Raw genomic sequence first — 25,499 nt, 5'->3', positions numbered from 1 at the left:
CCCGCGCGCGCCTCGCGCAGTTCCGCGCGCAGGCGCTCGTTCTCTTCCGTCAGCCGTGCGATTTCCTCAGCGGCGCTGGCGGAGCCGGGCCTTGTCCGCCCGCTCAAACCGTTCGTCCCGTCGACACTTCAACCCGCCTCGCCCTCGCAACAATGACCGCCTATCCCGCCCGGCCCGCGACCACAACGCCGTTCAACCGGTCAGGCTCCGCGCCAGGCCGCTTCCGGCCAAGGTTTCAGCAACAGGCAGCCGTTCCTGCCGGCCGATCCCGCGTCAGCGCACCCTGTCGCGCGCGCCGCGGACCAGCGCCAGCGCCCGGTCGAGGACGGCGTCCGTCGCCGTCGCGATCGGTTCCCGCTCCAGCGGATGGTCGGGCAGCACGCCCACCAGCCGTTCGTCCCCGCTCGGCCGCACGATCCGGCTCTTGGGATAGGTGACGACGATCCCCGACGGCAGCGCGAACTGCAGGACCGAGGCGTAGGTCGTCGGCACGTCGGCGGTCTCCTCGCCGATCACCTCGCCGAAGCCGTAGTCCTGGATGAGGGCCGCGACCGACGCCGCGTTGGAATAGCTGTGCCGGTTCACCAGCACATAGACCTTGCCCGCGAAGCGGGGCTCGGCGCGCGGCGGATTGAGCGGCAGGTCGAAGGCGTAGCGGGCGCCGTCCGGCTGCGCCGCCTCGGCCTCGGCCAGGGCCGCCAGCATGGGATCGACCTCGCCCTTGGCCAGCCGCTCCCGGTACCAGGCCTTGGCCTGGGGGCTCGCCTTGAGGCGGAAGCTGGAGGCGAAGCGGAACGGCCGGTCCGCGAACCAGGCGACCATGGGATCGCTGAAGCCGTTGTCGCCGCCGGGATTGTTGCGGAGATCGAGGATCAGGTCGCGGGCCGGCGGAGAGCAGGGCGCGGAAGCTCTCGTCGATGAAGCCCCGGAAGGCGCCGGGCGCGTCCCCCGCCGCCTCGGCGAAGGGGCCCGGCCTGAGATAACCCACCCCGTCGTCCAGCATCCGGAACTCGCGGGCGTTGAAGTCGACGGCCAGCCGCGGCGTGTGCGCCGCCAGCACCCGCCGCTCCGCGAGGGTCACCGACCGCACCTCCGTCCGGACCGGCGCGCCCAGGGCGTCGCGGCCGGTCACCCGGGCGCGCTCGACGTCGCCGAGCATGAGCCAGAGCACGGCGGGAAAGGCCTGCTCGAGCAGGGCCTGGGTCATGTACGGCCGCTCGGCGGAGACCAGCGCCCCGGCCCGCTCCAGCCAGACCGCGATCGGCTCGTCCTGCAGCGTCAGCAGCTCGACCCCGGGGGTCAGCGGCCCGTCGAGGCCGGCGTGGTGGGTCAGCAGCACCCGTCCCTGGTCCACGCGGATGAACAGCGGCAGGAACCGGCCGTTGTCGTTCAGGTGACGCCGGAACGACAGCATGGGCGCGTCGATCCGCGCATGGCCGACCCGTCCATAGGCCGCGAAGCGCTGCAGCAGGGTCTCCGCCTCGGCGGCCGCGATCGGCGCGGTCAGCCCGTCCAACAGCACCTTGTAGAGCTGGTCGTACTCCGCCCGCGTCCGATGGGCGTAGAGATCGTAATGCGCCGCCTCGAGCCCGCTCCGAAGCGCGCCCAGGTCCGTCCGGACGACGGCCGCCGGGTAGGTCGCCGGCGCCGCCGCCCGCGCCGCCGCACGTCAGCGCGAACGCGACCGCCCACCCCAGGATGGACTTCATGCCTGCGCCTCCACCCCGTCGCGGCAGGGCCTGCCGTGGAACGCGGCCCTCAGAGCTTCTGCTCCCGTCTCGACGCCAGGGCGAGCTGGCGGACCAGGGCGTCCGGGATCGGCTGGCTGGGCGAGAAGGTGACGCCCGTCTTCGTCGCCTTCAGCCCCGCCGCGGCGATGTCGCCGGCGTGCGCGGCGATGGCCGCCGGCGCCACATAGAGGCCGCACTGCTTGCTGAACGCCGCATAGCCCGCCACCACCGAGGACCCGATCCGGAACCCCGGCATCCTGTAGGCGATGACCTCGTCCGCGTCCGGCAGGGCTGCCGCGAGTTCGCCGCGCAACCGGATCAGCAGCGGCCGGAGGGCTTCCGCAGCCTCGGCGATGTAGGCGTCGTGATCGGCGATCATGGCTGTCCGCTGGCCCGCCCCTCGGGACCATCACTCTCGACCGGCCGCCCCTCCGGATCAACCCATCGGCAACCAGGCCACGCCCTCCGCTCATCCCCGCGAAGGCCGGCGCCCCGGCCTGTCCGGCGTCTGTCCACGCCTGGCTGTGCGGGCCCAGCGTGGACGGGCGCGAGGCTCAGACGGTCGGAACGGTCCCGCCGTCGATGACGAACTCGGCGCCGTGGATCGCCGCGGCCCGGTCGGAGGCCAGGTAGGCGATGACGTCGGCGACCTCACGGGGCTCGGCCGCACGGCCGATCGGGATGCCGCCGAGACTCTCGAGGACGGCCTGCTGCGCCTCCTCGACCGTGCCGCCGTTGGCGGACTGCAGGCGCTTCAGGAAGTCGACCGAGGCCTCGGTCATGATCCAGCCGGGGGAGACGGTGTTCACCCGCACGCCCTTGGGACCCAGGTCCTTGGAGATCGACTTGCTGTAGGTCCGCAGCGCGGCGTTGGCGCTCGCGTAGGCGGTGGTCGACTCGGGCAGCGGCAGGACGGACTGGATCGAACCCACATGCACCACCGCCCCGGCCCGCCGTTCGATCATCTGCGGAACGAGCAGGCGGTCCAGGCGGACCGTGGCCAGGAGGTTCAGGTTCAGCTCGGAGAGCCAGTGCTCGTCGGTGAGGGCGAGGAAGCCGCCGCCCGGCGTCGTCGAGCCGCCGACCACATGGGCCAGGATGTCGACTCCGCCGAGACGCTCGAGCGCGGCCTTGGCCAGACCCTCGCCGCCCTCGGCCGTGGTGAGGTCCGCCTCCACGAACTCGACGCCTTCGATCGGCGCCGTGGCGGCGCGGGCCGCGGTGATCACCCGGGCCGCCGGCCCGGAAGCGCTCGACCGTGGCGCGGCCGAGGCCCTTGGTGCCGCCGCTGACGAGGACGCGCTTGCCCGCGAACTCGGTGGGATCCGCAGGCGCGCTCATGCCGTGATCTCCAGGGCGGTGATGGCGTCGTTCTCGAGGGTGAAGCGGTAGGTGAAGCGGATCGGGCTGCCCGGGTAGTCGCCGTGGGCCGGGCCCCTCGACGACCACCTGGCCGTGCTCGTGGCGCAGGAGTCCGGCGAGAAGATCGCCTTCACCGGGATGACCTCGGCGTCGAACAGGCGGCGGAGTTCCGCGTGGCCCCGCAGGACCGCGCCGTTGTCGCGAACGACGGCGTCGGCCGCGAAGGGCGCCAGCATGGCGTCCGCGTCCAGGCGGGCGTTGGCCGCCACATAGGCGGCGATCGGGGATGGAAGGTCGAGCGACATGGATTTGCGTCCTGCTTGCTGCGGTCGCCGATCAAGCTAGCGATAGACAGGTGGCGCGATAATCGGGACAAATGGGGACGTCTCATCACGAAAGTCGGGATAATCGTGAGCCGCAGCCTGAGTGAACTGGACGCCGTCCTGATGGTCGCCCGCTACGGGAAGTTCCGCGCCGCGGCCCTGGAGCTCGGGGTCTCGACCACGGCGCTGAGCAATGCGGTCGGAATCTGGAGCGCTCGCTCGGCGTGCGGCTGTTCAACCGGACGACCCGGAGCGTCTCGCTGACCGAGGCCGGCCAGAGGTTTGTCGCGCAGGTGGCGCCGGCCGTGCGGGACATCCATGAAGCGATGGACGTGGCGCGCTCCCAGCAGGCGACGCCATCGGGCACACTGCGCATCAACGCCTTCCCGACGGCGGCGCGGGATATCTTCGCGCCGCTCGTCCTGCCCTTCCTGCGCGCGCACCCCCAGGTCCACGTCGACATCGTCACCGAGGGTCGCCTCGTGGACATCGTCGCGGGCGGCTTCGACCTCGGCGTGCGCGCCGCCGACCTTGTGCCCGCCGACATGATCGCGCTGCCGCTAGGTGGGGTGCGGCGCAATGTCGTGGTGGCCACGCCGGCCTATCTGGAAGCGCGCGGGATCCCGCGGGGGCCGCAGGACCTCGCGGCGCATTCCTGCCTCCGCGTCCGGCTGCCCAACGGCGCGATCCACCGCTGGCCGTTCGAGAAGGCGGGCAGATCGGTGCACATCGACGTCGAAGGCGCCGTCACGCTCGACGAAGCGAGCCTCGCCCGCACCGCGGTTCTCGCGTCGCTGGGCCTGGGCCTGATGATGGAGGCCGACGTGCGGGACGACATCGCCGCGGGCCGCCTCGTCCGCGTGCTCGAAGACTGGACGCCGACCTTGTCGCCCCTGAGCCTCTACTACCCGAGCCGGCGCAACCCGACCGCCGCGTTCCGGGCCTTCATCGATTTCGCGCGGAGCCAGGGCGGCGCCCACGATGCGCCCAGGCCGTCCACCGGTCGTCATGCGCCGTAGTCGGACACTCGCTTCCCGGCGCCCTGACCCCTACCCCAACGCCCGCTTCAGCAGGTCCAGCACCCCCGCCGCGAAGGCCCGCATGTTGGCGCTGCGATCGTCCGAGCCCGTCTCGATGGTCAGCACATGCTCCACCGGGCCGGACACCGCGATGCAGGTGTGGCCGGGCGCGTCGCCGTAGGGGTTGCCGGTCGGGCCCGCGGCGCCGGTCTCGCTGATCCCCCCAGGTGGCGCCGAACCGCTCCCGCGCCGTCCGCGCCAGCAGCAGGGCGTAGGGTTCGCTCGCCGAGCGCATGCCGGTCAGCGCCTCCTTGGGGATCTCCATCAGCATCACCCGGGCCTTCGGCGTATAGACCACCGCCCCGCCGAGGTAATATTTCGAGGCCCCCGGCACGGCCAGCAGCGCCGCCGAGACCAGGCCGCCGGACGAACTCTCGGCCACCGCCACCGTCTGCCCGGCCGCCTTCAGCGCCTCACCCACCTCGCCCGCCAGGGCCTCCAGCTCGTCGATCATCTAAGCCTCTCCCCTTGGCGCGCGGCCCGTTCGGCGCCCATGATGACGGCCATTAGAGCGAAGAGCCAATTTCCGAGGGAGGGATTTCGATGGACGCCCAATCGCAGTGGACGGGCCTGGACGCGACGCGCCTCGAGCGCATCACCGACCACCTGGAGCGGAACTACATTTCCAACGGCAAGATCGCCGGCTGCCAGGTCACCGTCGCCCGCCACGGGCACATCGCCTATGCGAAGAACTTCGGCCTGATGGACCGCGAGCGCGGCAAGCCCGTCGCCGACGACACCATCTTCCGCATCTATTCCATGACCAAGCCCATCGTCTCGGTGGCGCTGATGACCCTCTACGAGCAGGGCTATTTCCAGCTCAATGACCCGGTCAGCCGCTTCGTCTCGTCGTGGAAGGCCCACCGCGTCTGGGTCTCCGGCGAGGGCGACGACATGGTCACCGAGGCCCCGGACCGCCCGGTCAGCTTCCGCGACGTGCTCTGCCACACGGCGGGGCTCACCTACGGCGGCGGCCTGCCGGGCGTCGGCGTCCAGCATCCCATCGACCACATCTACCGCGCGCTGAAGATCCGCAGCTTCGACGCCGCCGACACCATGCAGGGCTTCCTCGACAAGCTCGGCCAAGTGCCGCTGCGCTACCAGCCGGGCACGGCCTGGATGTATTCGCTGGCCACCGACGTCTGCGGCGCCCTCGTGGAGGTGATCTCCGGCAAGCCGCTGGCCCAGTACCTCGACGAGGCGATCTTCCGGCCGCTCGGCATGAAGGACACCGCCTTCTGGGTCCCGGAGGGCAAGCAGGACCGCCTCGCCGCCAACTACCAGCGCGGCCCCGACAAGCAGCTCAAGCTGATCGACGACCCGGCCAATTCCAACTTCACCCGCGAGCCGGCCTTCAAGTCCGGCGGCGGCGGCCTCGTCGGCACCAGCGCCGACTACCTGCGCTTCTGCGAGATGCTCCGCCGCGGCGGCGAGCTCGACGGCGCCCGCATCCTGGGTCCCCGCACCATCGAGCTGATGACCCTGAACCACCTGCCGGGCGGCCGTGAGCTCACCGAGCTCGCCATCGGCGGCTTCTCGGAGACCGCCTACGACGGGGTCGGCTTCGGCCTGGGCTTCGCCTCCACCCTCGACCAGGTCCGCTCGGGCGGCCTGGGGGTCGGCGACTACTACTGGGGCGGCGCCGCCTCGACGATCTTCTGGGTCGACCCGAAGGAGGACCTCTCGGTGGTCTTCATGACCCAGCTCATGCCGTCCGGCACCTTCAACTTCCGCGGCCAGCTCAAGAGCCTGATCTACGGCGCGATCGTCGACTGAGGGGAATGCTGACACCCCCTGTCAGCGAGACTCGGCTACTGAGCGGCGATGGACGCCCACCTCCTCGCCCTCGGCTCGCTGCTGGCGGTCTCGATCGCCACCTCGCTGATCCCCGGGCCGACCAACTTCCTGATCATCCGCATGGCCATGCGCCGCGGCCGCGCGGCCGCCGTGGCCGCGGCGCTGGGGACCACCCTCGGCTGCGTGGTCTGGTGCCTGGCGGCGATGATCGGGCTGGCCGCCCTGCTCGCCGCGGTCCCCTGGCTCTACCAGGCGCTCCGCATCGCCGGCGGCCTCTACCTCCTGTGGTTCGCCTTCACCCTCTGGCGGGCCGAGCCCGAGTCCATCGCCGAGGACGGCCCGCCGCCGGCCGGCGGGGCGTTCTGGACCGGCTTCGCCATCTGCCTGACCAACCCCAAGTCGGTGCTGTTCTTCGCCTCGATCTTCTCGGCCTACGTCGGCCCGGACAGCCCGGGTGGATGCACCTCGCCGCCGTCGGCGTGGTCTGCACGACCTGCCTCGTCTGGTGCCTGGCCCTGGCGTGGCTGTTCTCCACGCGCGCCGCCGCGGCCTCCTACGCCCGCGCCCAGCGTGTCGCTGGACCGCCTCGCCGCCGCGGTGATGGCGGTGTTCGGCGTCGGCCTCCTCTGGACCTTCGGCTGACCTCAGCCTAAGTCCCGCCCATGCCGATGACCCAGCCCGACCTGGAAGCCGCGCTCCGCGAGGCTTCCCCGACGCCGAGATCGAGATCACCGACCTCGCCGGCGACAACGACCACTACCGCGCCCGCATCGTCTCCCCGGCCTTCGCCGGCCTGCCGCGCGTCAGGCAGCACCAGCTCGTCTACGCCGCGCTGAAGGGCAAGATGGGCGGCGAGCTCCACGCGCTCGCCCTGGAGACTAGCGCGCCGGCCTGATCGCGCGGTCCTGACGCGCTTGACCCTGGGGGCCCGCGTCCCTAGCTCTTGGCCACTGAATTCCCGCGCCGAAAGGGCGACCCGATGACCGACGCCGCCACCACCGCCTCGAACCCCGTCCACGACTGGATCGCCAACGCGGTCGCCGAGAACCCGGTGATCCTGTTCATGAAGGGCGACCCGGAACAGCCGCGCTGCGGCTTCTCCGCCACCGTGGTGCAGATCCTCGACCACCTGGGCGTGGACTTCGTCGGCGTCGACGTCCTGCAGAGCGAGCCGCTCCGCGAAGGCATCAAGGCCTTCTCCGACTGGCCGACCATCCCGCAGCTCTATGTGAAGGGCGAGTTCGTCGGCGGCTGCGACATCGTCCGCGAGATGTTCCAGACCGGCGAGTTGAAGGGCTTCCTCGAAGGCCAGGGCGTCCTGGCCCAATAGGGCCGGAGCCTTGACCCGGCTGCTCGAACCGCCCGAGGGCCGGCAGGTCTTCACCCAGGCGTTCGAGCCCCGTCCCGAGCACATCGACGCCAACGGCCATGTGAACAACGTGGTCTATCTGGGCTGGGCCCAGGACCTCGCCATCGCCCACTGGGACAGCCTGGCCCCGGCCGAGGCCCGCGCCCAATGGGCCTGGATCGCGCTGCGCCACGAGATCGACTACCGCCGCGCCCTCCTCCTCGGCGAGACCGCGACCGGCCGCACCTGGGTCGCCGACACGGCGGAAGGCCCCCGCTTCGACCGCTTCATCCGCATCGACGGCCCCGACGGCGCCATGTGCGCCCAGGTCCGCACCACCTGGGTGCTCATCGACCAGGCCACCGGCCGCCCGAAGCGCGTGCTGCCCTGGATGCTGGAGATGTTCGCCTAGTCCCGCAGCAGCGGCCTCAGCAGCGCCGCCCGGGCGTGGTCCTTCTCCCGCCCGAACAGGGCCAGGATCTCCAGCTGCTCCGCGACGCTCGGCGTGAACACCCCCGCCACCGCCACCCGCGTTCTCGGGACCAGCGGCCGCCAGCCGTCCGGCGTCATCACGTGGAAGCCGGCCATCACGTCCACCGGCACGGGCGGCGCGTCCCACTGGAAATAGACCTCGGAGCGGAAGCGCGGATTGGGCGCCGCCGGCCGGATGGGCGCCCGCCAGCGCCGCGCCAGCGCGAACGCGTCCCGGGGCGAGACCAGCAGGTCCACGTCGGCCACGGTGATCGGGGCGGCGCCGCTAAGCGCCATGGCCGCGCTGCCGATCAGCCACCAGTCGTCCTGCAGGTCCGGCGTCGCCTCGGCGAGGCGCGCCAGGGTCTCGGCGAGATCAGGGCTCATGAGACGGGTTGAGGAGCACGATCCGCGCGCCCGGCGCAATCCCCAGCTCCGGCCACGAATACGCCAGCTCCGCCGTCCCGCCGGGCAGCCCGCGGCAGAGGTCCAGCCGCCGACGCGCGAACGCCAGCGCCACGGCCTCTCCCCGGGGCTCGCGCCACACCGCCCAGTCCGCCTTCCCTGTGCACCCGTTCGACGCCACGGTGAGCCTGAGCCCCTCGCGCCCGACAACGGCGCTCACCGCCTCCAGCTCCGGCAGCGTCTCGCCAGGCGCCAGAACCGGCGGCGCGGGCGCCTCGGCCGGAACCGTCGCGCAACCCGTGGCGGCCAGGGCGGAGAGGACGAACATCCGGCGATTCATGTGCCCCGCACTCCCGCCACAGCGAGCCCGGAACGAGAACCCCGTTCGTGGGCTCGTGGCCCCAAAGCAAAAAGGCCCCGGATCGCTCCGGGGCCTTCGCAAATCTCTGAGCTTTCGGCTCGAATTCGGCGCCGGTTACGACGCGTAGAATTCGATGACGAGGTTGGGCTCCATCTTCACCGGGTACGGCACCTCGGCCAGTTCCGGCATGCGCACATAGGTGGCCGCCATCGCCTTGGTGTCGACGGTGATGTAGTCGGGGTGGTCGCGCTCGGACGACTGCAGGGCTTCCAGCACCAGGGCCATGTTGCGCGAACGCTCGCGCACCGACACCACGTCGCCCGGCTTCACGCGGTACGACGGGATGTTCACGCGCTTGCCGTTGACCAGCACGTGGCCGTGGTTGACGAACTGGCGCGCGGCGAACGGGGTCGGCACGAACTTGGCGCGATAGACCACCGCGTCCAGGCGGCTTTCCAGCAGCGCGATCAGGTTCTCGGAGGTGTTGCCCTTACGGCGCGCGGCCTCTTCGTAGATCTTGGAGAACTGCTTCTCGGTCAGGTTGCCGTAGTAGCCCTTCAGCTTCTGCTTGGCGCGGAGCTGCAGGCCGAAGTCTGACACCTTGCTCTTGCGGCGCTGGCCGTGCTGGCCCGGGCCGTAGGCGCGGCTGTTGATCGGGGGACTTCGGGCGACCCCAGATGTTTTCGCCCATCCGGCGGTCGAGCTTGTACTTGGCGCTATGGCGCTTGGACATCAGTCACTCTTCATCTGACCCGGGCCGGCGCCCCCGCGAGTGGGAGCACGATTGCAACGGCGGCGTCCGCGTCGATCCGTCATGGATATCCGAGCCCTCCGGGCGAACCCGGCGGCTGGAAGGGCGCGGTTATGATGGGGAGTGGTGGGAGGTCAAGGCGGGGCCCGTTTTGAGACCGGCCGCTCCTGCCTATTACTGTACCCGGAGACTAGTCACCGCAGCCACTGCCCAACCGCCAGCGGCACCATCTCTTCGGACGGGAACCTTATTGAGCGTGCGGCACGGTTCGTGAAGAGATGTCGATCAAGATGCTTCGCGGACTACACGGTTCGGACCCGAGGTGCAGCGGCGACGAGGCCTTGCATTCCGCTGCGGCCGCGCTGCAGCAGCGAGCTTTGATCCGATCCGCTTCTCGGATTTCAACCCACAAGATTTACCCAGCTCACTTCTAGTCTCTAACGCCGCACGTGGATCGCAGTCTGGATGTTAGCTTGTGTAGGAGATAGAATATAGCGGAGAAAACGGAGGTCCCTCTCTTGCCCTATGAAGCGAAGGTATTTCGCGTTTTGATCGCATCTCCATCGGATGTCGATGACGAGAGGGAGATGGTGGCCGCCACCATCCAGTCGTGGAACGACCTTCACTCCGCTAGCCGCAAGATAGTCCTATTGCCACTTCGCTGGGAGACCCACTCCGCGCCGGAATACGGCGTCAGGCCTCAGGAAGTCATCAACCGCGCTATCGTAGATGACTGCGATCTACTCGTTGGCATTTTCTGGACGCGTATCGGCTCACCTACTGGAAAGGCTGATAGCGGAACTCTTGAGGAAATTGATCGGGTAGGCAAGGCTGGCAAGCCGGTCATGCTATATTTCTCTCGAATACCTGTAGATCCAGAAACCATTGACTTGGAACAGGTTGAGAAGCTAAAGAAATTCAAGAAGAATACTTATCCTCAAGGGCTTGTAGAAAGCTACAAGAGCCTTACCGATTTTCGCGAGAAAATTAGTCGACAACTCGAGTTAAAAGTACGCGAACTCCAACGACGGGAAACCTCTGGCCCACCTCCCGTTTCTTTTTCTCTTATATCTACTGAAACTAAATTGCCCGCCGGCGCTGAACTTAGCGCCACAATCTACGATCACTCCGTGGCCGATCTCAGCGAGGTTCCAGAAAAGATCGTCAGGAAATAAGAGAGTTAATCCAACAACGTCGAGAATTTGAAATGACCCATCCGGTCATATTTGGATTCGAAAATGCGACATCGGCTGCAATCAGAAATTTGTTCATTGAAGCCACAATTACATCAAGCGAATCTTCCGCAAAGATATCCACAAGCATCCAGAGCAACTCTTGGAATTATCTATTATATAGTACGTTGCTTGATAAGCAGTATTCGAGCACCCATTCTCACGTACAAGAAATATTGGAAGAATATGAGTCCGAAGGGCTAAGAAAGATCGGTAACGAATGGAAATTGACGATGCAATGGGATGCGATCCAGCCCCAACGCATGCGACTCCTAAAGCCACCCATCTATATTTCTACGGATAAATCGTCGATTATATCTATCAATGGTAAGCTGTACAGCGACTCTATTGCTGCGCCGCTAGACTTTTCTGCAAAAGTCACTATAATTGTAAAGAAAGAAGCCGTTAGCTTACAAGATCTCATCCCAGACTGGAAGGATAAACTAAAGACTGAAAAATCTACGGTTCGATATTTCAATAAACGCGGGTCCGTAACTAAACCGTGAGGTCTATCAGAATATATCTTTGCTTCAAGCTTAGGTCATCGTTGACTGCCTCGGATCATGGCATCCTATCTCACCCCGCCCCCACCCGCGGCTCCATCCCCGCCAGCAGCCGGCGCACGTTCGCCCGGTGGCGCGCCACCACATAGACCGCCCCCACGGTGACCAGCAGCCGGGTCGGGAGCGGCGTCTCCAGCATCCACACCAGCCCCACCGCCGCCACGGCGCCGGCCATCGACGCCAGCGACATGATCCGCCAGACGGCCAGCACGACCGCCACCACCGCCGCCGCGCCGAGCGCCACCGGCCAGGCCAGGGCGGCCAGCACGCCCAGCCCCGTCGCCGCGGACTTGCCGCCGGTGAAACCCAGGAAGACCGAGCGGCTGTGGCCCACCAGCGCGGCCAGCCCCGCCAGCGCCACGGCCCAGGCCGTCCAGCCCGGCGTCGCCCCGGCCCAGCCCAGCAGCCCCCGCATCAGGGTCACGGCGCAGATCCCCTTTCCGAGGTCGACCGCCAGCACGCCAAGCCCCGGCCCCGGCCCCAGCGTGCGCAGCGCGTTGGTGGCCCCCACCGACCCCGAGCCGTGCTCGCGGATGTCGATCCCTTGAGCCAGCGTCCCGCCAGCCACGCCGTCGGGATCGCCCCCAGCAGGTAGGCGGCGGCGAGCGCCGCCGCAGCCACGATCCAGACGGTCATCCTATCCCCCCCGGTCCCCCGCCATCGGCCCCGGGGCGACATGCCGAACGCCCGCAGGTACTCGAACCCCAGGGTGTTGGTCGGCGGCGGATCGCCGGGCTTCGCCTCCACCATGCCGACGGGCGCCCGGCGCGCCGGCCGGCACGGTGAACAGGTAGAGGTTGCCCCGGTAGCCCCGCCGCCATCGCTTCTTCGGCGCCCCTGGGGGTCACGAACGGGTCGAAGAACCAGTAGGCGCGGTAGCCGGCGTTCGCGAACACCTCGGTCAGGCCCGGATCGGAGTACTCCACCAGCCAGCGCGGCCGCCCCTCGGCGAGCAGCCGCCGGGCGCCCCCGCAGCACCTCGCGCTCGTGGCCCTCCACGTCGATCTTCACGAAGGCGGTGTCGGGCGGCGCCACCTCGTCCAGCGCCACCACGTCGACGGCGGCGCGCGGCAGCTCGGCGTCGGCGAAGCTCAGCGCGCCGAAATTGCGGGCGGACTCCAGCGGCGGGTCCGGAAAGTCCGCCCGGCCGGGCGCGGCGCCGGCCGCGGCGCTCACCACCCGGACGTTGCCCAGCCCGTTGGCCTCGACGTTCCGCTGCAACAGGCCGGCCAGCCCGGCGTGCGCCTCGATCGCCACCACCGACCGGGCGGACCGGGCGACCGGCAGGGTGAAGGCCCCGATGTTGGCGCCCACGTCCAGGAACGTCCGGCCGCGCGCGAGCTGGGCCGCGAGGGTCACGCCGGGACGCGAGAACTCGCCGTATTCCCGAAGGCACGCGCCCACCGCGGTGTCGTGGGCCGGATAGGCGAAGGTCAGTCCATAGGCCTCGGTCGTCGCGATCATCCCGCCTCCCTAGCACGCCCTGCGGCGCGAGCGAGGGGGCCAGGTCGCCCCCTCGCCGTCATCCTTTCCGCGCCGGCTCCCAGCCCACTCCCTACCCTCTCCCTCTCGGGCTTCGCCCCGGGGGGAGAGGAGTGGAGCTGAGAGTCAAAGCCATCACCTCCTCTCCCCCCGCGCAGCGGAGAGGGAGAGGGTAGGGAGAGGGCCTGCAGCCGAAAAACCTTGACTTTGCCGGCTCCGTATGTTCTCGTTTCGTTCTCATGTCCGTCGATCCCGAGCACATGGCCGAAGACCGTCACACCGTGACGCTCCGCGCGCTCGCGGGGATGAGCCTGGAGCTCTGCCGCGACCTGCAGCAGCGGGCGCTGAACGCCGAGAGCCCCGAGGACGCCGTCCGCCTCGCCACCGCCTTCCACCGGGTCAGCCGCGGCCTGCGCCAGACGCTCGCCCTCGAACTCAAGCTGGTCCGCTACAAGGACGAGCTGCACTTCAAGGCTCAGGGAGAAGGCCGACCTCGCCGAAGCCCGGGCGAAGGCCGAGGCCCAGACCCATGAGCTCGCCGTCGACCAGCGCCGCGACGGCGTCTGGACCCGGGTCGGCGACTGCTTCTGGTCCGAGCACGAAGGCGCCGACTGGAACCTACCCGACGACGGGATCGACAAGCCCGACCGCCCGCCGCCCGAAGATCCCATGTGGGACAGGCTCGAGGCCTTCCTCGATGAACAGGAAGCCAAGCCCGACTTCCTCACCCGCGACTTCGACCTCCTGGTCATCGAAGCCTGCGACGCCATCGGCGCCGACCCCACCCTCATCTACGACATCCGAGGCAGGGACCGGGCCGAACCCGAGCCCGCAACCGCTGACTCCAGCTAACCCCCACTCCGCTCATCCCGGCGAAAGCCGGGATCCAAGCCGAGTTCGCAGCCGCGTGCGCGCGGAATGAACCACAGAACCACACAGAACCACACAGAAGGCGGGCCACCCCATGGCTTGGCGCCTCCATCACCATGCGCGCCTTCCAGGCGCGCGAGTCAGCCCTCACCGACCTCGGCCGGCTCGCCCCTTCTGTGTCCTTCTGTGCTTTTCTGTGGTTCCAAAACAGGACCGCACCGAGCCAGCCGGCCAGGGTCCGTGTATTCCGTGGTTCCAAACCCGGACCGCGCCGAGCCCGCCGGCCAGCGCCCGGGCAACCCGTGGTTCCATCCCATCCTCAGCCTGGATCCCGGCTTTCGCCGGGATGAGCGGAGGAGGGGCAGATCAATGTCGTGTCTTTCGTGTCCTTCGCGCCCTTCGTGGTTCCAACCCGGACCGCACCGAGCCCGCCCGTGACGCCCGGCGTCCCGCCCCCTCACGCGCGGTCGAGCTTCTCCCAGATCGCCAGCACCCCCCAGTTGCGACAGGCCGGTGAACAGGCGGCGCAGGTGGCGCTCGTTGTCGGCGACGAAGGTGATGACGTGGCCGCGCAGCAGGCCCTCCGCCGGCGCCACCAGTCCTGCCGGCGTGCGGACAAGCGAGCCGCGCTCGACCATGGCGGCGGCGTAGCGGCGGACGGTCTCGGCGGGCAGGCCCAGCCGGCGGGCGAGCTGGGCGGCCTTGACCGGCCGGCGGTGGCGGTCGTCCAGGGCGCCGTCAGCGCCGAGCTGGTCCTCCGGCTCGGCGCCGCGGCCCAGGTGCTCGGTGTTGCCGCGGAACACCTCGAGGAGGACGAGGCAGGTGATCACGTCGCCGAACGCGGTCTGGGCCCCGTCGACGGCGCGCAGCACATAGTCGGTGACGAGGCGGGCGACCGCCCGGACCAGCGCCATGCCGTCGCCCAGGTCCACGGTCGGCGGCGGCAGGTCGCGCAGCGCGCCCAGGCTGACCAGCTCGCGGTGGAAGGCCCGGATGCGCTCGTAGCCGGCGAAGGCCAGGGTCAGGTACTCCGGCGAGGCGAGGATGGCGGTGGGCACGACCACGCCCTCGGCGCTCACCTGGCAGAGGCCGGCGGCCGAGAGGTTGTGGATGCGCCGCCGGACGCTCTCGAACGGCAGGCGCAGCGAGGTGGCGAGCGCATTCATGCTCACCGGCCGGCGCTGCGCGTCGGACGGCGGGGCGTCGGCGGCGGCGTGGCGCACCTGCAGGTCGGCCTGGCCGGCGATATGGGCGACGTTGGCCTGGATGGTGACGCTGAGCAGCAGGGCGTCCAGCGGGTGGCGGCCGTTGCGGGCGAGGGCGATGAGATCGAGCAGGAAGGCGACGCCGGCGCGGTTCAGGATGCGACGGGTCTGCGGATCCGTCGGAAAGCTGGGCGTCGGAAAGCCGGCCGCCGGGACGGCAGGCCGGAGGGGCGTGGGACCTCGGGCTCATGGTCAAGCCGTAGCAGGAGTCCGCCGGCGTGTCCTTTGAACCTTCGGTCTGTTCGCGGCGCGGCGCCGCGCCGTCCTCAGCCGGCCCTGGCCGGGATCAGGGCGATGTCGACCATGATCTCCGCGGAGATCTGCTCCAGCGCCGCCTGCAGCGTCGCCGCCGAGACCGCCGACGGCAGGCGCAGCCGGGCGTCCAGGTGGAACAGCGGCGCCCCGGAGTGCGGCTCGGGCGCCAGCCGGGTGTCCAGCGCCTCGATGTTGACGTCGAGCCCGCTGATCGCCGACGTCACCTGGCGCACGATGCCCGGCCGGTCCTGGCCCACGAGGCTGAGCTGCAGGGCCTCGCCGGCCGCCTCCGGCGCCTCCACCGCTGGCGTGATGCGGACCTCGAGGCCCTCCGCGTCCACCGCGCGGACCGCGGCGCGCAGGGCATCCACCTTGCCGTCGTCGATCTCCACCAGGGCCGAGCCCACGTACAGGCCGCCCAGCCGCGACAGGTGGCTCTCCAGCCAGTTGCCTCCGGCGGACAGCACCGCGTCGGCGAGGATGCCGGTGAGGCCGGGCCGGTCGCTGCCGACAACGCTCAGGATCACGGACGCCATGGGTGTCTCCAATGCGGCGTGGGAACGAGCCACGCCGGGCCGCGCCCGTCAATCGGCTGGACGCTCGCCCTCCGCCACGTCAGCCGGTCCAGGCTCCTGCGAAACCAGGGACCCCGCCATGACCTATCCGCTGCCCAACGCCTCGCACGACCTGACCGGCCAGACCGCGCTCGTCACCGGCGCCTCCCTCGGGCCTCGGGGCCAGGTTCGCCCGGGTGCTGGCGGCGGCCGGCGCGAAGGTGGCGGTGGCGGCGCGGCGTCTGGACCGGCTGGAGGCCCTGGCGGTGGAAATCCGGGCGTCCGGCGGCGAGGCGGTGGCGCTGACCGCCGACATGACCGCGGCCGAGGAGCTGCCGGATCTAGTCGCCCGGGCCGAGGCGGCGCTGGGACCCGTCACCATTCTCGTCAACAACGCCGGCATCCCCCGACGCCCAGCGGGCCGTGAAGATGCCGCTGGAGCTCATCGACCGGGTCCTGGACGTCAACGTCCGCGCGCCGTTCGTCCTGTCCTGCGAGGTGGCCCGGCGGCTGATCGCGGCCGAGCGGCCGGGCCGGATCGTCAACATCGCCTCGATGGCGGCCTACGACTACTCGGGCGGCGGCGCGGCGCTCTATTCGGTCAGCAAGGCCGCGGTGGTGAGGATGACCGAGGCCCTGGCGGTCGAGTGGGCGAGGTTCGGCATTAACGTCAACGCCATCGCGCCCGGCGCCTTCGCCTCCGAGATGATGGACGGGATGCTCGCCCGCGTCGGCGACTTCTCCGCGAGCCTGCCGCGCAAGCGGATCGGCGACCCGGCCCAGCTCGACTCCACCCTGCTCTTCCTGGCCGCCCCGGCCTCGGACGCGGTGACCGGGACGGTGGTCAAGGTCGACGACGGCCAGGGCCGGCGCTGAGGCGTCGCGTGGCGGCCGTCGCCTGTCGCTCGGTGCTTGCAGGCGGGCCGTGGACCGGCAGGCTGGGCCGATGAGATTCCCTGTCGCCCCCCTTCGCCGGGCTCCTCCTCGCGGCCTGCGCCATCGCTCCGACGCCGCGGGTGATCGGCGGACCGGACCTGCGCCTGCCGCCGGACCTGGCGGCCGGGGCCCGGGTCGTCCGGCTGGATATCGAGGCCCCCTGGCCGGTCGTCGACCGCTATGCGCAGACCCTCGGACGCGAGACGCTGCCGGCTGGCGAGCCCGTCGTATACGGCCCTGACCGGTCGAGCGACGAGCAGGCGCTGGAGTGGGCCGTGTCCGCCGAGATCGAGCCGGAGCTGTCCCGCTGCGCCGCCGGCGCCCGGCCGCTCGAGGCCCGGATCCGGATCGACGCGCTGACCTATGACGACCGGTTCGCCTCGCTCTGGGACGGCCGCGGCCGCGACCGCATCGAGGGCCTGGTCGAGTTCGCCGACCCCGCCGCCGGCGGCGCGATCGTCGGCCGCTACCGGATCGTGGCCGAGACCCCGTCCGGCAAGGCCCTGACCCGGATCGTCTCGGACCGCACGGACGCGCTCGCCGAGGCGTTCGGACGCCGGCTCTGCCTGGAGGCGTTCGGGCGCGATGGGCCGGACTGAGGCGCCTCACCCGCCCCGTCCGCGGCGTTCGGCCGAAGACGGAGCGGGCCGCCCGCTTCGCGCCACGGGAATGGCGCAGGGGGACGGGCGGAGCGCCGGGCCTTGGGCCAGGATGCTGACCCTTCGCCCGGCGATCGGCCGGGACGGCGGGGGGAGCCGCCCCGGAAGCGGGTCAGCCGAACGGGTCCGGTTCGAAGAGGGAGCCGGCCGACGCGGCGGCCGGGTCCGGGTCGGGGATCGGCTCCAGGGGGCCTCCGGCTCCGGCCGGGGCTCGGGATCCGGGGTCCCGGTCCCGCCGCCCGTGCCGTGCCAGATGTCCGGCGGCGGCTGCCAGCCCTCGTAGGGCGGCTTCCAGTCGGGGAAGAGCGCCGGGTGGTTCCACGGATCGTCCGCCGGGTCGTGGACCGGCGGACCGGGGTCGGAAGGTTCACCAGGACCGCTCGGCCCGCCGGGTTGCTCCTCGCCGGGCGGACGCTGGCTGTAGCCCTGCTTCTGACCGTAGGTGACGTACCAGTACTTTGCGTAGTCCTCGACCGTGTCGCCCCCCACCCGGTCGATCCAGGCGTTCGACTTTCGGTCGTTGTTCTCGCCGTAGAACTCCTCGTAGTAGGCGCGGAAGACGTCGGGTCGTTCGTCCAGCAGGCGCGTGACGTCGATGGCCTCGGCCGCCGCCTTGTCCGACTGGGAGTAACCCTCCCAGCGCCCGTACTTTTCGTACCAGTACCGGGCGTAGTCTTCGGCCGTCTCGCCGCCGACGCGCTTGCTCCAGGCGTCGGAGTTCTTGTCGTTGTTCGCGTAGTAGGCCTCGTAATAGGCGCGCAGCACGTCGGGGCGCTCGGCCAGGATGCGCTCGGCCGAGATGGTGTCCTGCGCCGTGGTCTCTCCCTGGGCGTAGCCCTCCCAGCGGCCGTGCGCGAAGTACCAGAACTTCGCATAGGCCTCCGGCGTGGCCTCGCCGACGCGTTCGGCCCAGGCGGTCGAGTTCCGGTCGTTCCCGGCGCCGTAATAGGTCTCGTAGAAGCCCTTCAGCACGTCCGGCCGGTCGATCAGGATCTGTCCGAAGTCGATCGTGTCGGGGCCGGGATTGGGAGTGTGGACCGGCGGCGGCTGGGGCGCCGGATCGACGGGCGGCGGCGGTTCCTCGTCCGGATCGGGACCCGGCTCCGCGCCGGCGGCTCCGGTTCGGGATCGGCGACGTCCACCGGATCCGGCTCGGCAGCCTCCTCGGGCAGGCCGGCGCCGCCCGACGGCAGGCCATCGGCCGGGCCTTCGTCGGCGGCGAAGACGAGATCGTCTTCGTTCACGGCCAGGATGGAGATCAATCGACTGCGCATGGCGCCCCGGAGTGCGAAGCAAACGAGGGACGGAAGATGTCAGCCTGTTCCGGCAGGCCAACCATAAGGAAATTATAAGTTTAACGGCCGCGGGGGCTGTCCATAAGCCTCGCATAATTGACGTCGGGGATGCGCGATGGTGTCACCGGTGAAGATGACCCCCTCCCCCATGCCGTCCTGGCGGCGCTATGCCGCGTCGCTGGCGATCGTGGCCGTAACGACGCTGGCGGCCGAAGCGCTGTTCCGGGTGACCGGCAGCACGCGGTTGTCGATGGTCTTCCTGGCGGGCGTGCTCGTCACCGCCTTCCTCTATGGATCGGGACCCGCCTGGCTTGCCGCCGGCCTCGCCTTCCTCGTGTACAACTTTTACCTGGTGGAGCCCCGGTTCTCGCTGTCGTTCGAGGCCGAGGACGCGATCAACCTGACGGTCTTCCTGGCGGTGGCCATGCTGACCGGCCTGCTCACCGGCCGGGTCCGCGACGCGGCGAAGCGGGCCGAGGCGCGCGCCCACGCCACCCGCGTGCTGTTCGACGCGACGCGGGACTTCTCGGCCTCCTCGGACGAGACCTACATCCGGGACCGCCTCGCGCACCACCTGGCTGCGGCGGCAGGCGGGCCGAGCGCTGTGGAGGACGCCGCCCGGGCGCCGGGCGCGATCCCCGGGGTCTCCCCCGAGGCGGTGGCCGTCTCTATGACCGAACCGACGGCGCGGACGGCCACGCACGGCGGCTGGCGGCTGCGCCCGCTCCGGGCCGACGGCGAGGTCTGGGGCCTGGCGGCCTGGGCGCCCTCCGCCGATCCGCCGCCCGAGCCGCAGCTCATCGAGATCCTGGTGGACGTCGGGGCCGCGGCGATCTCCCGCGCCCATCTCGCCGCCGCCAAGTCGGAGGCGGAGACCCAGGCCCGGACAGAGGCGCTGCGCAACGCGCTGCTGTCCTCGATCTCCCACGACCTCAGGACGCCGCTGGCGGCGATCATGGCCTCGGCCTCGAGCCTGCAGGAGTACGGCCACGCCTTCGAGGAGCCGGTGCGCGCCGACCTGGCCGCCACCATCCAGGAGGAGGCCGCGCGGCTGGACAGCTTCGTCGCCAACCTGCTGAACATGACCCGCCTGGAGGCCGGCCAGCTCAAGGTGACGACCTCGGCGTTCAGCGTCGCCGAGGCGATCGAGCGGGCGGCCGAGCGGCGGGCGGCAGGCAGGTTCGTGCAGCTCGCGGCGCCGGCCGACCTGCCGGAGGGCCTCGGCGACGCCGTGCTCTTCGAGCAGGCCGTGGGCAATGTGGTGGAGAACGCCGCGCGCTACACGCCCGCCGGCGGGGCGATCACGGTCACCGCTGCGGTCCGGGACGGCATGGTGCGTGTCGAGGTGGCCGACGAGGGACCCGGGGTGCGCGAGGCCGAACTGGAGCGGATCTTCGAGAAGTTCTACCGCAGCGACCGGACGGCACGGACGCCGGGCACCGGCCTGGGGCTCTCCATCGCCCGGGGTCTTCTGGAGGGCATGGGCGGGCGGGTCGAGGCGCTGAACAGGACGGACGGCGGCGGCCTGCGGGTGACGCTGGCCGTGCCGGCGGCGGCATGAGCGGGGCCCCTGTCCGCCTGCTGCTGGTCGACGACGAGCCGCAGATCGTGCGCGCGCTGAAGCCGGCGCTGATCGCGGCGGGCTATGCGGTCGAGGCCGTGGAGACCGGCGAGGCGGCGCTGGAGACCATGGCGGCCGACCCGTGCGACGTGGTGATCCTCGACCTCGGCCTGCCGGACATGGACGGCAAGCAGGTGATCTCCCGGCTGCGGGAATGGTCGGACGCCCCGGTGATCGTGCTCTCGGCCCGCGACCTGGAGGACGAGAAGATCGCGGCCCTGGACCTCGGCGCCGACGACTTCGTCAACAAGCCGGTCGGCGTGGGCGAGCTGCTGGCCCGGGTGCGGGCCAGCCTGCGCGGGCGGGAGCGGCGGTTCGCAGCCCAGGCGGTGTTCCGGTCCGGCGACCTGGAGCTCGACTTCGCGCTCCGGCGGGTGCAAATCCTGGGCGAGGAGGTGAAGCTGACGCCCCGGGAGTACGACCTTCTGCGGACGCTCGCGCGGCACGCCGGACGGGTGGTCACCCATCGTCAGATCATCGCCGCGGTCTGGGGCGCGGGCGCCCAGGTGGACGCCCAGTTCGTGCGCGTGCTGGTCGGCCAGCTCCGCCAGAAGCTGGAGGCCGAGCCGTCCAGTCCCCGGCTGGTGCTCACCGAGCCGGGGGTCGGCTACCGCCTCAGGTCCGACGACTAGCGCTTGCGGTAGACGGGGCGCGGGGCGCCGCCGATGCGCGGGCTGGTGTCGCGGTGGCGGAAGATGATCCGGCCCCGGTCCATGTCGTAGGGAGTCATCTCGACCGTCACCTTGTCGCCCACCATCGAGCGGATGCGGTGCTTCTTCATCTTGCCTGCGGTGTAGGCGAGGATCTCGTGGTCGTTCTCCAGCTTCACGCGGAAACGGCCCTCAGGCAGCAGCTCGACGATCTGTCCGTCGAACTCCACCAGTTCTTCCTTGGCCATGCGGCCCCTCCCTTGGAATGACATGAAAAACGGGCCGGCTACCGCCGGCCCGTCAGAATTTCAAGGGCGGGCTGTGAGGCCCGCCGCAGCTCAGACGGCCTGGAGCTGGCCGGCCGACATCTTGCCGCTGCGCTGGTCGCGCTCCAGCTCGAAGCCGATACGCTGACCTTCGTTGAGCGAGCCGATGCCGGCGCGTTCGACGGCCGAGATGTGCACGAACACGTCCGCGCCGCCCTCTTCAGGTTGGATGAAGCCAAAGCCCTTGGTGGGGTTGAACCACTTCACGACGCCGATTTGCATAGATAGTCCCTTTCCGGACAGAATTCCCGCGCCCAACACGGACGGCGAGATCAAATTTTCGGAGAGGGTCGGAGGCAGATTCGCGGGCGGGCCGAAGCAGTTCCGCGAGTGGCAGGCGAGCCAAAACGAATTTTGATCGCGTCAATATGGGAGATTGTCCTTCGCGCGACAAGCGCCACGCAGGTTTTTCCCGCATCCGGCCCGACTTATGCTAGGGGTTCGCGATGAAAATTGAACGACTTATCATCACGGTATGCCGCCACGACGGAGGCTGGGCCGTGGAGGAAGAGGGCCGGTTCTTCGGCCATTCCGCGGACAAGGACGTGGCCAAGGCGTCGGCCAACAAGCGCGCCCGCGAGGCGCAGGACGCCGGCAAGCCCTGCCTCGTGCGAATCTCCGGCGAGAACGGCTTCTTCGCCGTCTGAGCCCCGCCGGGCGGCCATGGGCCGCCCGGACCTCCCCTTCCCCTAGCGCCGCTTCGCCGTCAGTTCCTTCACCAGGCCGGTGAGGCCGTAGACCTTGTTGAGCGCCTCCGTCGCGGCGGCGGTGGAGACCACCACCGTGCGGTTGATGGTCCCGTCGTAGCCGTAGGCGCCGCCCAGCGAATGGATGTTGCCGTCGAAGGCCGCGCCCAGCACCTCGCCCCTGGCGTTCACCACCGGCGAGCCGGAATTGCCGCCGATGATGTCGTTGGTGGTGACGAAGTTGTAGACAATCGACTTGTCCAGCTTGCCCTCGGCCTCGGCCCAGCGCGGGGCGAGCTGGAAGGGCTCGGCGCCAGTGGCCCGCTCGTAGAGGCCGCCGATCGTGGTGACGGCCGGCACCTCGACGCCCCGGTGCGTCCAGCCCGCCACCTTCCCGTAGGAGAGGCGCAGGGTGAAGGTGGCGTCGGGATAGACCTGGTCGCCATAGGCGGCGAAGCGGGCGCGGGCGATGCGCTCGGCGGCCCGGTCGGTGGGGCCGGTGACGTCGGTCTCCCACGCCTTGCGGATCTCGCGGGCCGCCGGGTCCAGACGCAGCGCGAGCTGGATCATCGGGTCGTCCGAAGCCTGGACCGCGGCCAGGCCCCCCTTCCCAGAGCCGGCGGCGTTCCAGCGGATCGGCGAGCTTCGAGCCCGTCACGACGCGCGCCGACAGGCCTTCCGGGCTCTCCTTGCCGAGCACCAGCTTCACGGCGGGATCGTCGACCGTCAGGTACTCGCGGGTCTTCAGCAGCCAGTGCTGGAGGTAGATCTGCTCCAGCGGCGCATCGACCGGCTTCATGTCGAGCAGGGTCTTCTCGAGCAGGGGCAGGCGGGTGTCGGCATAGGCCGGCAGGCGCTCGGCCGAGGGCTTGGCGCGCTCCTGGGCGGCGCGGACCAGGTCGCGGGCGTAGTTGAACAGCACCGAGCCGCCGCCGGCAGCCTGCTCGAGCTGGCGGTAGCGGACGAAGTGGGCCGGACGCGGCCTGGGCCGCGGCGATCTCGGCCCAGGGGTCGCCGATCTCGGCGGCGAGCTTCGGATCGGCGGCGACCTTCGCCTTGAGTTCGGCCTCGGCCTGGCGCTTGACGTCCATGAAGGCCGGGTCGCTGAGCGCGAACTGGCGGCCGAAGAACACCTTGTAGGAGTTCTCCAGGCCGGTCAGGGGGTCGGTGGCGATGCGCTTCTCTTCGGCGCCCTGGCCGGAGAACTGGATCAGCCGGCCGCGCAGCTCGGAGCGCTGGAGCTGGCCGACCGGGATGATGAGGTCGCGCTGGCTCTCGAGCTGGGCGACGGTGAGCATGCGGTCGGTGGAGCCCGGGTTGCCCGAGACGAAGGTGACCTCGCCCTCCTTGGGCGCGCGGCTGACCCAGGTCAGGTGCTGGGGCGTCTTCACCGGCTTGCCGTTCTCGTAGAGTCGCAGGAAACCCATATCGAGGTTGAAGCGCGGGAAGTTGAAGTTGTCCGGGTCGCCGCCGAAGAAGGCCGTGGCGTACTCCGGCGCGAAGGCCAGCCGGACGTCGGCGTACTTGCGGTACTTGTAGAGCTTGAACTGGCCCCCGCGGTAGAGGCTGACCACCTGGCAGCGGAGCGTGCTGTCGCCGCCGCAACCAGCCTTCTCGGCGGCGGCCATGGCGGCGTCGCGGGCCCGGACGAAGTCGGCTCCGGTCTTGCCGGCGCTGGCCGCGCGGATCTGGTCGGTGACGTCGGTGATGGTGGTGAGGATCTCGGCCTGCATGCCGGGGCAGGTCCGCTCCTCGGTCCGGGTGGCCGTGAGGAAGCCGTCCTTGACGTAGTCGGCCTGCGGCGAGGACAGGTCCTGGACGCATTCGATCACGCAGTGGGCGTTGGTCAGCACCAGGCCGTCGGGCGAGACCAGCGAGGCCGAGCAGCCGGTGGTCAGGCGGACGGAGGCGGACCGCACCCGGTCGAGCCACGGCTGGTCGACGGTGACGCCGTAGGTCTCCTTCACCTTGGCCGAGGGGAAGTTGTCGTAGGTCCACATGCCTTCGTCCGCGAAAGCGGGTGCGGGCGCCGAGGGCGGCGGTGGCGAGGGCGGCGACCGAGGCCGCGGTGGCGAAACGCATGGTGAGGACTTCCCCGTGAGCGGGCCTTCGGACGGGCCCCGAGCGAGCGGTTTTAGCGCAAGGCGTGGCGGCGGCAACGCGTGCGGTGGCTTGAAGGAATGGAACCGCGGATTTCACGGATGGCCAGTGGACGTGGGCGGGTGTCGGGGTTGGGGCCACGAGAGGCGCGAAATTGATCCGCCCCTCCTCCGCTCATCCCGGCGAAAGCCGGGATCCAGGCTGAGGTCGCTTTGGAACCACGGATTTCGCGGGTGTGGCCGGCGGGCTCGGTGCGGGCCGGGTATGGAACCACAGAAACACACAGAAACACACAGAAGGGGCTGAACAGGTTGAGGTCGGGGGAGATGGCAGGCGTGACTCGCGCGCCTGGAAGGCGCGCAACGACGATCGAGGCGCCTAGCCATCCGGGTGGCCCGCCTTCTGTGTGGTTCTGTGTGTTTCTGTGGTTCGACTTGCGCGCGGAGCGCGCTGGCTGAGTCAGCTTGGATCCCGGCTTTCGCCGGGATGAGCGGAGTTAGGAGGAGTCGGCGGTTGCGGGCTCGGGCTCGGCGGGTTCGCGGCCGCGGATGTCGTAGATGAGGGGTGGGGTCGCCGCCGATGGCGTCGCAGGCTTCGATGACCAGGAGGTCGAAGTCGCGGGTGAGGAAGTCGGGCTTGGCTTCCTCGGCGTCGAGAGGGCCTCGAGCCGGTCCCACATGGGGTCTTCGGGCGGCGGGCGGTCGGGTTTGTCGATCCCGTCGTCGGGGAGGTTCCAGTCGGCGCCTTCGTGCTCGGACCAGAAGCAGTCGCCGACCTGTTCCCAGACGTCCTTCCGGCGCTGGTCGACGGCGAGTTCGCGGGTCTCGGCCTCGGCCTTCACCCGGGCTTCGGCGAGGTCGGCTTTCTCCTGAGCCTTGAAGTGCAGCTCGTCCTTGTAGCGGACCAGCTTGAGTTCCAACGCCAGCGTCTGGCGCAGGCCCCGGCTGACGCGATGGAAGGCGGTGGCGAGGCGGACGGCGTCCTCGGGGTTCTCGGCGTTCAGCGCCCGCTGCTGCAGGTCGCGGCAGAGCTCCAGGCTCATCCCCGCGAGCGCGCGGAGCGTCACGGTGTGACGGTCTTCGGCCATGTGCTCGGGATCGACGGGCATGAGAACGAAACGAGAACACAAGAGGCTGCCGAAGTCAAGCCTCTCCGGCGCGCTCCAGCATGGCGGTGGGCGTCAGCGCGTGCTGCGCGGATCGTTGAGCAGGGTCTTCTGGACCTTGGGAGCGGGCGCCGCGGAGGAGCGCGCATCGACGAGATCGCGCCTGGCCGGGGTCAGGCGGGTGGAGGGGAAGATCTTCATGGGGAGGGCCTTTCCGGCCGGCCGGCGCGAAAGTCGCATCGGCCAAGCCCGATACTAGCCCCTGTGGGTCGC

The 25,499-nt window shown here is 70.0% G+C and carries 31 protein-coding genes and 6 pseudogenes; 16 read left to right on the top strand and 21 right to left on the bottom strand.

Going from position 1 to position 25,499, the window contains the following annotated elements:
* Positions 1-273: 273 nt before the first annotated feature.
* The 4 genes from LRS04_RS13190 to LRS04_RS13175 form a co-directional block, all read right to left on the bottom strand.
* Positions 274-873, bottom strand: a complete 600-nt coding sequence (locus LRS04_RS13190) for a S41 family peptidase (protein WP_257819105.1) — start codon at positions 871-873, stop codon at positions 274-276.
* Positions 874-1,758: 885 nt separating this feature from the next.
* Positions 1,759-2,109, bottom strand: coding sequence for an iron chaperone (locus LRS04_RS13185; protein WP_257816762.1), 351 nt, complete (start codon positions 2,107-2,109; stop codon positions 1,759-1,761).
* 175 nt (positions 2,110-2,284) lie between these two features.
* On the bottom strand, positions 2,285-2,959 hold the full coding sequence (locus tag LRS04_RS13180; RefSeq protein ID WP_257816761.1) for an SDR family oxidoreductase: 675 nt from the start codon (positions 2,957-2,959) through the stop codon (positions 2,285-2,287).
* Positions 2,960-3,067: 108 nt separating this feature from the next.
* Complete coding sequence (locus LRS04_RS13175) at positions 3,068-3,397, bottom strand: nuclear transport factor 2 family protein (protein ID WP_257816760.1); 330 nt, start codon at positions 3,395-3,397, stop codon at positions 3,068-3,070.
* A gap of 105 nt (positions 3,398-3,502) precedes the next feature.
* Between LRS04_RS13175 and LRS04_RS13170 the strand changes: the two genes are divergently transcribed.
* Entirely contained in the window at positions 3,503-3,679 is a 177-nt protein-coding gene (locus LRS04_RS13170; protein WP_257819267.1) for a hypothetical protein, read from the top strand.
* The gene (locus LRS04_RS13165; RefSeq protein WP_257816759.1) at positions 3,640-4,434 is read left to right on the top strand and encodes a LysR substrate-binding domain-containing protein; all 795 of its coding nucleotides are present in this window, start codon (positions 3,640-3,642) and stop codon (positions 4,432-4,434) included. Before LRS04_RS13170 ends, LRS04_RS13165 begins: the two co-directional genes overlap by 40 nt.
* A 30-nt stretch (positions 4,435-4,464) precedes the next feature.
* Here the strand turns inward: LRS04_RS13165 and LRS04_RS27930 are convergent, their stop codons facing one another.
* Positions 4,465-4,653, bottom strand: coding sequence for a CinA family protein (locus LRS04_RS27930; protein WP_374577189.1), 189 nt, complete (start codon positions 4,651-4,653; stop codon positions 4,465-4,467).
* Between the two features lie 64 nt (positions 4,654-4,717).
* Positions 4,718-4,948: pseudogene (locus LRS04_RS27925) on the bottom strand (CinA family protein); the annotation flags it as partial.
* Positions 4,949-5,037: 89 nt separating this feature from the next.
* On the opposite strand from LRS04_RS27925, the gene LRS04_RS13155 reads away from it, so the two are divergent.
* The 5 genes and pseudogenes from LRS04_RS13155 to LRS04_RS13135 all read left to right on the top strand — a co-directional run bounded on the left by LRS04_RS13155 (position 5,038) and on the right by LRS04_RS13135 (position 8,051).
* The gene (locus tag LRS04_RS13155; protein WP_257816758.1) at positions 5,038-6,270 is read left to right on the top strand and encodes a serine hydrolase; all 1,233 of its coding nucleotides are present in this window, start codon (positions 5,038-5,040) and stop codon (positions 6,268-6,270) included.
* A gap of 48 nt (positions 6,271-6,318) precedes the next feature.
* Complete coding sequence (locus LRS04_RS13150) at positions 6,319-6,933, top strand: LysE family translocator (RefSeq protein ID WP_257816757.1); 615 nt, start codon at positions 6,319-6,321, stop codon at positions 6,931-6,933.
* 20 nt (positions 6,934-6,953) lie between these two features.
* Positions 6,954-7,186: pseudogene (locus tag LRS04_RS13145) on the top strand (BolA/IbaG family iron-sulfur metabolism protein).
* An 84-nt stretch (positions 7,187-7,270) separates the two neighbouring features.
* Complete coding sequence (grxD, locus tag LRS04_RS13140) at positions 7,271-7,621, top strand: Grx4 family monothiol glutaredoxin (RefSeq protein WP_257816756.1); 351 nt, start codon at positions 7,271-7,273, stop codon at positions 7,619-7,621.
* A gap of 10 nt (positions 7,622-7,631) precedes the next feature.
* Positions 7,632-8,051 carry a thioesterase family protein gene (locus LRS04_RS13135; protein WP_257816755.1) on the top strand — a complete coding sequence of 140 codons (420 nt, stop codon included), beginning with the start codon at positions 7,632-7,634 and terminating at the stop codon, positions 8,049-8,051.
* On the opposite strand, the gene LRS04_RS13130 is transcribed toward LRS04_RS13135, so the two are convergent.
* The 3 genes and pseudogenes from LRS04_RS13130 to rpsD form a co-directional block, all read right to left on the bottom strand.
* On the bottom strand, positions 8,048-8,497 hold the full coding sequence (locus tag LRS04_RS13130) for a hypothetical protein (RefSeq protein ID WP_257816754.1): 450 nt from the start codon (positions 8,495-8,497) through the stop codon (positions 8,048-8,050). The two genes, LRS04_RS13135 and LRS04_RS13130, sit on opposite strands and share 4 nt — an antisense overlap.
* Positions 8,487-8,855 carry a hypothetical protein gene (locus LRS04_RS13125; RefSeq protein ID WP_257816753.1) on the bottom strand — a complete coding sequence of 123 codons (369 nt, stop codon included), beginning with the start codon at positions 8,853-8,855 and terminating at the stop codon, positions 8,487-8,489. Before LRS04_RS13125 ends, LRS04_RS13130 begins: the two co-directional genes overlap by 11 nt.
* 135 nt (positions 8,856-8,990) lie before the next feature.
* Positions 8,991-9,609 (bottom strand): annotated as a pseudogene (gene rpsD / locus LRS04_RS13120) (30S ribosomal protein S4).
* Positions 9,610-10,145: 536 nt separating this feature from the next.
* On the opposite strand from rpsD, the gene LRS04_RS13115 reads away from it, so the two are divergent.
* Positions 10,146-10,802 (top strand): DUF4062 domain-containing protein, encoded by a 657-nt coding sequence (locus LRS04_RS13115; RefSeq protein ID WP_257816752.1) that lies wholly within the window; start codon positions 10,146-10,148, stop codon positions 10,800-10,802.
* A gap of 32 nt (positions 10,803-10,834) precedes the next feature.
* Positions 10,835-11,365 (top strand): hypothetical protein, encoded by a 531-nt coding sequence (locus tag LRS04_RS13110; protein ID WP_257816751.1) that lies wholly within the window; start codon positions 10,835-10,837, stop codon positions 11,363-11,365.
* 70 nt (positions 11,366-11,435) lie between these two features.
* On the opposite strand, the gene LRS04_RS13105 is transcribed toward LRS04_RS13110, so the two are convergent.
* Entirely contained in the window at positions 11,436-11,933 is a 498-nt protein-coding gene (locus tag LRS04_RS13105; RefSeq protein ID WP_257816750.1) for a glycerol-3-phosphate acyltransferase, read from the bottom strand.
* On the bottom strand, positions 11,843-12,886 hold the full coding sequence (locus LRS04_RS13100; RefSeq protein WP_257816749.1) for an FkbM family methyltransferase: 1,044 nt from the start codon (positions 12,884-12,886) through the stop codon (positions 11,843-11,845). Before LRS04_RS13100 ends, LRS04_RS13105 begins: the two co-directional genes overlap by 91 nt.
* A gap of 278 nt (positions 12,887-13,164) precedes the next feature.
* Between LRS04_RS13100 and LRS04_RS13095 the strand changes: the two genes are divergently transcribed.
* Both LRS04_RS13095 and LRS04_RS13090 read left to right on the top strand, forming a co-directional pair.
* Complete coding sequence (locus tag LRS04_RS13095; protein WP_257816748.1) at positions 13,165-13,437, top strand: hypothetical protein; 273 nt, start codon at positions 13,165-13,167, stop codon at positions 13,435-13,437.
* 136 nt (positions 13,438-13,573) lie between these two features.
* On the top strand, positions 13,574-13,756 hold the full coding sequence (locus LRS04_RS13090) for a hypothetical protein (RefSeq protein WP_257816747.1): 183 nt from the start codon (positions 13,574-13,576) through the stop codon (positions 13,754-13,756).
* Between the two features lie 158 nt (positions 13,757-13,914).
* Here the strand turns inward: LRS04_RS13090 and LRS04_RS13085 are convergent, their stop codons facing one another.
* Complete coding sequence (locus tag LRS04_RS13085) at positions 13,915-14,997, bottom strand: helix-turn-helix domain-containing protein (RefSeq protein ID WP_257816746.1); 1,083 nt, start codon at positions 14,995-14,997, stop codon at positions 13,915-13,917.
* Between the two features lie 308 nt (positions 14,998-15,305).
* On the bottom strand, positions 15,306-15,830 hold the full coding sequence (locus LRS04_RS13080) for a glycine cleavage system protein R (RefSeq protein ID WP_257816745.1): 525 nt from the start codon (positions 15,828-15,830) through the stop codon (positions 15,306-15,308).
* Between the two features lie 215 nt (positions 15,831-16,045).
* On the opposite strand from LRS04_RS13080, the pseudogene LRS04_RS13075 reads away from it, so the two are divergent.
* Positions 16,046-16,724 (top strand): annotated as a pseudogene (locus LRS04_RS13075) (SDR family NAD(P)-dependent oxidoreductase).
* 140 nt (positions 16,725-16,864) lie between these two features.
* Positions 16,865-17,383, top strand: coding sequence for a hypothetical protein (locus LRS04_RS13070; RefSeq protein ID WP_257816744.1), 519 nt, complete (start codon positions 16,865-16,867; stop codon positions 17,381-17,383).
* Between the two features lie 6 nt (positions 17,384-17,389).
* Here LRS04_RS13070 and LRS04_RS13065 read toward each other — a convergent pair whose 3' ends face one another.
* Positions 17,390-18,415 carry a hypothetical protein gene (locus LRS04_RS13065; protein ID WP_257816743.1) on the bottom strand — a complete coding sequence of 342 codons (1,026 nt, stop codon included), beginning with the start codon at positions 18,413-18,415 and terminating at the stop codon, positions 17,390-17,392.
* Positions 18,416-18,871: 456 nt separating this feature from the next.
* Here LRS04_RS13065 and LRS04_RS13060 point away from each other — a divergent pair, with 456 nt between their 5' ends.
* A complete protein-coding gene (locus tag LRS04_RS13060; protein ID WP_257819103.1) occupies positions 18,872-20,299 on the top strand; it encodes an ATP-binding protein in 1,428 nt (475 codons plus the stop codon).
* On the top strand, positions 20,296-20,991 hold the full coding sequence (locus LRS04_RS13055; protein ID WP_257816742.1) for a response regulator: 696 nt from the start codon (positions 20,296-20,298) through the stop codon (positions 20,989-20,991). The genes LRS04_RS13060 and LRS04_RS13055 overlap by 4 nt, the downstream gene beginning before the upstream one ends.
* Here LRS04_RS13055 and infA read toward each other — a convergent pair.
* Both infA and LRS04_RS13045 read right to left on the bottom strand, forming a co-directional pair.
* Positions 20,988-21,257: a translation initiation factor IF-1 gene (gene infA, locus LRS04_RS13050; RefSeq protein ID WP_257816741.1), complete on the bottom strand. Its 270-nt coding sequence runs from the start codon at positions 21,255-21,257 to the stop codon at positions 20,988-20,990. The genes LRS04_RS13055 and infA overlap by 4 nt on opposite strands.
* A 90-nt stretch (positions 21,258-21,347) precedes the next feature.
* Positions 21,348-21,557 carry a cold-shock protein gene (locus LRS04_RS13045; RefSeq protein ID WP_257816740.1) on the bottom strand — a complete coding sequence of 70 codons (210 nt, stop codon included), beginning with the start codon at positions 21,555-21,557 and terminating at the stop codon, positions 21,348-21,350.
* A gap of 278 nt (positions 21,558-21,835) precedes the next feature.
* Here LRS04_RS13045 and LRS04_RS13040 point away from each other — a divergent pair, with 278 nt between their 5' ends.
* Positions 21,836-21,982 (top strand): hypothetical protein, encoded by a 147-nt coding sequence (locus LRS04_RS13040; RefSeq protein WP_257816739.1) that lies wholly within the window; start codon positions 21,836-21,838, stop codon positions 21,980-21,982.
* Positions 21,983-22,024: 42 nt separating this feature from the next.
* Here the strand turns inward: LRS04_RS13040 and LRS04_RS13035 are convergent, their stop codons facing one another.
* From LRS04_RS13035 to LRS04_RS13015, 5 genes and pseudogenes are all read right to left on the bottom strand, one after another.
* Positions 22,025-22,591, bottom strand: coding sequence for a S46 family peptidase (locus LRS04_RS13035; protein ID WP_257816738.1), 567 nt, complete (start codon positions 22,589-22,591; stop codon positions 22,025-22,027).
* A 94-nt stretch (positions 22,592-22,685) separates the two neighbouring features.
* Positions 22,686-22,943, bottom strand: a pseudogene (locus tag LRS04_RS13030) (S46 family peptidase); the annotation flags it as partial.
* Between the two features lie 112 nt (positions 22,944-23,055).
* Positions 23,056-24,021: pseudogene (locus LRS04_RS13025) on the bottom strand (S46 family peptidase); the annotation flags it as partial.
* A 596-nt stretch (positions 24,022-24,617) separates the two neighbouring features.
* Positions 24,618-25,208, bottom strand: coding sequence for a hypothetical protein (locus LRS04_RS13020; protein ID WP_257816737.1), 591 nt, complete (start codon positions 25,206-25,208; stop codon positions 24,618-24,620).
* 93 nt (positions 25,209-25,301) lie between these two features.
* Positions 25,302-25,427 carry a hypothetical protein gene (locus LRS04_RS13015; RefSeq protein ID WP_257816736.1) on the bottom strand — a complete coding sequence of 42 codons (126 nt, stop codon included), beginning with the start codon at positions 25,425-25,427 and terminating at the stop codon, positions 25,302-25,304.
* Positions 25,428-25,499: the final 72 nt, after the last annotated feature.

The organism is Phenylobacterium sp. J367 (assembly GCF_024699985.1).
Classification (GTDB): Bacteria; Pseudomonadota; Alphaproteobacteria; order Caulobacterales; family Caulobacteraceae; genus Phenylobacterium.
The sequence above is the reverse complement of the archived record's forward strand: the minus strand, read 5'-3'. Positions and strand labels throughout refer to the sequence as shown.

Bases quoted from the DNA above. Each gene is read 5' to 3' on its own strand.
- LRS04_RS13185 (WP_257816762.1), bottom strand. From the start codon at position 2,109: ATGATCGCCGATCACGACGCCTACATCGCCGAGGCTGCGGAAGCCCTC.
- LRS04_RS13175 (WP_257816760.1), bottom strand. From the start codon at position 3,397: ATGTCGCTCGACCTTCCATCCCCGATCGCCGCCTATGTGGCGGCCAAC.
- LRS04_RS13155 (WP_257816758.1), top strand. From the start codon at position 5,038: ATGGACGCCCAATCGCAGTGGACGGGCCTGGACGCGACGCGCCTCGAG.
- LRS04_RS13150 (WP_257816757.1), top strand. From the start codon at position 6,319: ATGGACGCCCACCTCCTCGCCCTCGGCTCGCTGCTGGCGGTCTCGATC.
- grxD (WP_257816756.1), top strand. From the start codon at position 7,271: ATGACCGACGCCGCCACCACCGCCTCGAACCCCGTCCACGACTGGATC.
- LRS04_RS13130 (WP_257816754.1), bottom strand. From the start codon at position 8,497: ATGAGCCCTGATCTCGCCGAGACCCTGGCGCGCCTCGCCGAGGCGACG.
- LRS04_RS13125 (WP_257816753.1), bottom strand. From the start codon at position 8,855: ATGAATCGCCGGATGTTCGTCCTCTCCGCCCTGGCCGCCACGGGTTGC.
- LRS04_RS13110 (WP_257816751.1), top strand. From the start codon at position 10,835: ATGACCCATCCGGTCATATTTGGATTCGAAAATGCGACATCGGCTGCA.
- LRS04_RS13100 (WP_257816749.1), bottom strand. From the start codon at position 12,886: ATGATCGCGACGACCGAGGCCTATGGACTGACCTTCGCCTATCCGGCC.
- LRS04_RS13095 (WP_257816748.1), top strand. From the start codon at position 13,165: ATGGCCGAAGACCGTCACACCGTGACGCTCCGCGCGCTCGCGGGGATG.
- LRS04_RS13090 (WP_257816747.1), top strand. From the start codon at position 13,574: ATGTGGGACAGGCTCGAGGCCTTCCTCGATGAACAGGAAGCCAAGCCC.
- LRS04_RS13080 (WP_257816745.1), bottom strand. From the start codon at position 15,830: ATGGCGTCCGTGATCCTGAGCGTTGTCGGCAGCGACCGGCCCGGCCTC.
- LRS04_RS13060 (WP_257819103.1), top strand. From the start codon at position 18,872: ATGACCCCCTCCCCCATGCCGTCCTGGCGGCGCTATGCCGCGTCGCTG.
- LRS04_RS13055 (WP_257816742.1), top strand. From the start codon at position 20,296: ATGAGCGGGGCCCCTGTCCGCCTGCTGCTGGTCGACGACGAGCCGCAG.
- infA (WP_257816741.1), bottom strand. From the start codon at position 21,257: ATGGCCAAGGAAGAACTGGTGGAGTTCGACGGACAGATCGTCGAGCTG.
- LRS04_RS13045 (WP_257816740.1), bottom strand. From the start codon at position 21,557: ATGCAAATCGGCGTCGTGAAGTGGTTCAACCCCACCAAGGGCTTTGGC.
- LRS04_RS13035 (WP_257816738.1), bottom strand. From the start codon at position 22,591: ATGATCCAGCTCGCGCTGCGTCTGGACCCGGCGGCCCGCGAGATCCGC.
- LRS04_RS13020 (WP_257816737.1), bottom strand. From the start codon at position 25,208: ATGGCCGAAGACCGTCACACCGTGACGCTCCGCGCGCTCGCGGGGATG.
- LRS04_RS13015 (WP_257816736.1), bottom strand. From the start codon at position 25,427: ATGAAGATCTTCCCCTCCACCCGCCTGACCCCGGCCAGGCGCGATCTC.